The following is a 4,371-nucleotide window of genomic DNA, read 5'->3' as shown; positions in this document are numbered from 1 at the left end:
CTAGTCCCGCCATAGCCATCGTCAGTGGCCATTCAGTGGGCTGGAGTGGCCGCATGTCTATCTGGGCGCGGTCAACGGTAGCCTGATCGGGTCGTGGCTGAGCCTACCAAATAACAGCATCCGCCTCCTGGTCGCCAGCACTGAGCTCATCTCGATCATCCTGGCCAAAGTCAGTGCCAATGCGCTCTCGGTGTCGCCGTTCGGCGCATGCCGGGTTTGGCGAAGGGAATGGCTGACCAGACACGAGCACGTTGATCAAAACCGCGGAGATATGAAGAAGTTGACTGGCTGATCGAGCCGTCGTGGATTGCCGGACAACGATCCAAGACCTCACCCTGGACTTCAGCGTCCCGAGCCAAGTCCTGCGGGCAGTAGATCGCTACTGAAGACAGCCGCTCTAGGCTCAAAGAAGCGGTGGAGAAAGAGCATACCGCTGAGCTCGTCGAACTGCGGACTGTGGCTTCCCGACAGGCGGACACCAAGCTGCCAGTGCGGGCTCAGTCGCACTGCGCCTTGCAGTTGGAGGGAGGCGCCAAGCCCTTGCTTGCGTGAGCTTGGATATCGCATGGCGGATGCGGCCACCATGTCTGTGGCCCTGTCGCTGGGCAAGCCCAGCGGGAACCAGGGACTATCGGCCTCATCCTGTATCCGCCAGCCAGCGCGCGCCGATCCACGCAGCAGCCAGGGCGCCGCTTCCCGGGTCTGGAAGTCCAGCGCCAGCATCAGGCCAAGGTCCAGATCGGGGCTGTAGTAGCCGCCGTGCCCGAGGGTGAATTGATTGAGATTGCGCTCGAAATGCCGGGCCTCGAGCGCTGGTCCCAGGGTGAGATAGGCAAAGTCTGGGTGCTTGAGATTGCGCCCAAGCGACAGGCCAAGCTCGTAGCCGCTGTTATCGGCGACATCGGTACCCCGATAGGCGTGCGCGCGCAGCAGCCCGGCCAGCGTCCAATCGGGGGTCAGCAGCCGCCAGCCGTCGAGTACCAGACCTGTACGCGAGACCCGCCCCCAGGCATCGCCGCTGGCCGGGTCTCGCATGCCCGTGTAGGAGAGAATGGACTCAGACACCGGCTGATGCTCCAGGGTTGCGTTCCAGGCAAAGGCTGACCGACGCTGGCCCAGGCGAAGCGAGCCCAGCCAGGCAGGGTCGAGCGCCCCGCCGGTCGGTGTTTGGCCGATGGCGGCGCTGAGCTGCCGGCCGCCCAGCCAGTGACGCTGGTCGTCGAGCTGCAGACGCCAGCTCAAGCCGCCATCAACCCGGTTCGCCTCGCGCTCAGCCTGTCCATCCAACGTCTGGCCAATCCGCTCCTGGCCCGCCAGCGCCTGGGGTGCGGGCCAGGAGCCGATCAGCGCATCGGGCGCGGGCTTGCCGGCATCGAGCGAGACCCGCTCGATGGCCAGTGTTACACCCATAGCGCCGAGCCAGCCCGAGGCAAGCAGCAGCGGCTCGGCCTGCTCGTTCAGCTGACCGAGTCCCGGCTCGCCGGTGCGTGAGCGCCAGCCGAGGCCAAGGCCAAGCGCTGGGCTATCGATGTTGACCAACGCCGGGTTGAGATCGGGGTCTAGTCGATAGGCGCTGAGGAATTGCCCTTGGCTGAACAGGGTCTCGGCTTGATCCCGCTGCCACAGTGCATGTAAGGGTCCAGGCGCCTGCGCAAGCCGCCGCAGCTGGTCGTCGTCGCCGAGCCGCTTGAGACTGAGCAGCAGACCATCGGCGCTTTGCTCATCGGATTCGGCACGGTAAAGCGCCTCGAAGGCATCGGCGGCGGCGCGGTAACGGCCAAGCTTGAAGTCGTTCCAGGCCGTCAACAGGGCGGCGTCGCGATCCGCTGGCCAGAGCACCAGCGCCGACTTGAGCAGCCGCGCGGCGTCGGCGTAGTCATCCTGCTGGTGCAGGCGCGCGGCCAGTGCGCGCAGGGCGTCAGCAGCGGGCTCGCGCAACGCGGGCCATCTTGCGGTACTGGACTCGGCCTGCAACAACAAGGGATCGACCTCGCCCAAGGCGGAGAGTGCCAAGAGCTCGCCCTTCGCAGCGTCATCGCTTGGACGCCACTGCAGCGCCTGCTGAAACGCCGCCAACGCTGGCTCAGGCTTCTCAAGTGTCAGCCGCAGCCAGCCGACTTGTGTCATCGCCCGGCTATCGCGACGCGCGCGGATGGTCTTCAGCCAGGGCGTTAGCGCCTGCAATGCCGCTGCGCTCTGGCCGCGATCCTGCAGGCGACCAGCCCGCGCCAGGGCAACGCCGTAGGGGTCGGGCGGCGGCGCGGGCTTGCTCGCGGCGGCTGCTGCACGACCAGGAGCAGCCCGCGTCTTGCCCTGCTCTGCCAGATGATGATCGAGCCAGTGCAGCAGCTCAGCGGGTGGCTGCCAGCTCGGGTCGTCGGCACGCAGCTGGGCGATGTCCTGTTTGAGCCTTGTGTACTGTCCCCTATGCAGCAATGCCCAGAGCGCAGGCTCGGCGCGACGGCCGGCGGAATAGATATGCTCGCGTGCGGGCTCAGTGGTGCCAGACGGGGGCGTCGTGACCCGCTCCGCGTCCGCGCGATATTGCACACTGGCCTCTGGGTCGGCCGTCTGCACCTGCGCCGCTGGCGTGCCCTCGTCGATCTCAACAGCAGGCGTCTGGCTTGACAGCTCAACCGCTGAATCCGGATGCGTGACATCGGTGAGACCCAACTGCGGACGAGTCTGTTGCTCAAGCACAGCATCTTGGCCAGTCGCGGCCATCGTGCCCCAGCGACTGCTGAGCAAACTAACGCACAACAGCGCGCAACCTGCGACTGCCGCCGCCTGCAGCAATCGGTGACTAGATCGGGCCGCAAGGACCTCAGTCGCCATCGCCGCAGACATCGAGGCAGGGCACCGCGCCCTCCTGAGACTGGTGCCGGCACCAAGCCTGCCCAGCCAGGCCGGCGAACAGCCGCAGACTCGCAGAGTAGTAATCGAGACTGCCATCTGGCTCCGCTGACAGGGGCGCAAGGCGCAGCAGGCGGATGCCGCCGCTGCTCTCAGCGGCCGTAAAGCCTGTCAATGCCGCGATAGCGGCAATGCCTAGGGGTGCAGCATTGCTGCTGATGGCATCGGTCTTGAGGTCGACCCAATCGGGTGCCCAAGGCCAGCGTCGTTGGGCGCCCCAATAGCTGGCGAGCGCCTCGAGGGCATGAGCATCTTGACCTTGCCAGATCCAATACAGTGGCACCCGCACAGCGTCATAGCCAAAGCGCGGCGGGAATCGATCAGAGAGCGCAAAACCGTTCTCGGGCGACCATGTCGCCCAGTCTGGCGGCAGTTGCCAGCGTCCGAACCTTAGCTCGGTCAGCAGGGTCTCGCCGGACTGCATCAGTGCCGGCCATGCCTTCGCCTCGGGCTGCAAACGCGCCAGCTCAGCGAAGGCTGGAAAGACCCAGTAGGACAGGTTCAAGGTCAGGGTCTGGCCGTGCTCGAAGCCCTGGGCACCCGGCATCAGCAGGCTACCAGCGCTGGTCTCACGCACTAGCTTGGCGCGAATGTCATCAGCGATACGGCGCGCCGATTCAGTGTAGTCGGGCTCATCCCAGCAGCGCCCGGCCAGCGCCAATGACCAAGCAATGAACAGGTCGCCATCGGTCGCATTGTTCTGGTCGTCGATCGGGGGCGTGGCATCCGGACGCCAGCGCCAGGCCGCGAGATGATCACCACGCACATAGAGGTGCGTGCGCGTCCAGTGCCAGATACGCGCGAAATCTTCGCGCTGGTTGTAGTGGAAGGCCAGCCGCATGCCGAAGCCCTGCCCCTCGGAGTGGGAGATGTCGCCATTACCGGTGTCGCGCACGCGACCGTCCGCGGCCAACACCAGCGCCGCGTAGCGCGACCAGTCGGCTGTGGCTTGAGCGCCAACATCCGGCGGACAATCGGCAGCGGCGAGTACCACGCTGCCGATCAGCATCAGCGCAAACCCGGCAGTCAGAGATACAGCGAAACGTTGTGTCTTAGACATCATCAGACCCTCGGGGATGACGGCGACGGCGGAAGCGCCCGGTGACTCCGAAAAGCAGCGAGGCGATCAGCGCAACAAGCAGTAAGGTCACGCCGATCAAGGCCGCGGGATACGCGCTGAGCAGGTGCGTGAGCCAAGTGCTAGGCGCCACCTGACCCACCGTGAAGGTGCGCTGCGGCGGGCGGCTGAGCAGGCTCTGTTCGGTCTCTTCCCAGAGCACAAAGGCGCCCTTGAGGTTGTACCAGAAGTCTGGTTGAACCAGCCGCGCGGTCCGGCTTTGCAGCAGCTCAGGGGTCCGTGCGGTTAGCATGAGGACGGCCTGGCCCGTCTCGGTGGGCGACTCGAAGCTCAGCAGCGCGCCCTGGGTGCCAAGCAAGGTTCCCGGCGGCACTGGCGAG

Annotated in this window: 3 protein-coding genes; all 3 read right to left on the bottom strand. The window is 65.8% G+C overall.

Annotated features, from left to right (window positions below):
* Positions 1–342: 342 nt before the first annotated feature.
* Complete coding sequence (locus ACY693_RS15680; protein WP_462322750.1) at positions 343–2,724, bottom strand: cellulose synthase subunit BcsC-related outer membrane protein; 2,382 nt, start codon at positions 2,722–2,724, stop codon at positions 343–345.
* 100 nt (positions 2,725–2,824) lie between these two features.
* Positions 2,825–3,973 carry a glycosyl hydrolase family 8 gene (locus tag ACY693_RS15675; protein ID WP_462322749.1) on the bottom strand — a complete coding sequence of 383 codons (1,149 nt, stop codon included), beginning with the start codon at positions 3,971–3,973 and terminating at the stop codon, positions 2,825–2,827.
* Positions 3,966–4,371, bottom strand: a 406-nt coding sequence (locus ACY693_RS15670) for a hypothetical protein (protein WP_462322748.1), incomplete at its 5' end; no start/stop codon positions are given. The genes ACY693_RS15670 and ACY693_RS15675, both read right to left, overlap by 8 nt.

The sequence above is a fragment of the Halochromatium sp. genome (assembly GCF_054919635.1).
The sequence above is the reverse complement of the archived record's forward strand: the minus strand, read 5'-3'. Positions and strand labels throughout refer to the sequence as shown.

Coding starts and splice junctions, on each gene's coding strand:
- ACY693_RS15680 (WP_462322750.1), bottom strand. CDS start 2,724: ATGGCCGCGACTGGCCAAGATGCTGTGCTTGAGCAACAGACTCGTCCG.
- ACY693_RS15675 (WP_462322749.1), bottom strand. CDS start 3,973: ATGTCTAAGACACAACGTTTCGCTGTATCTCTGACTGCCGGGTTTGCG.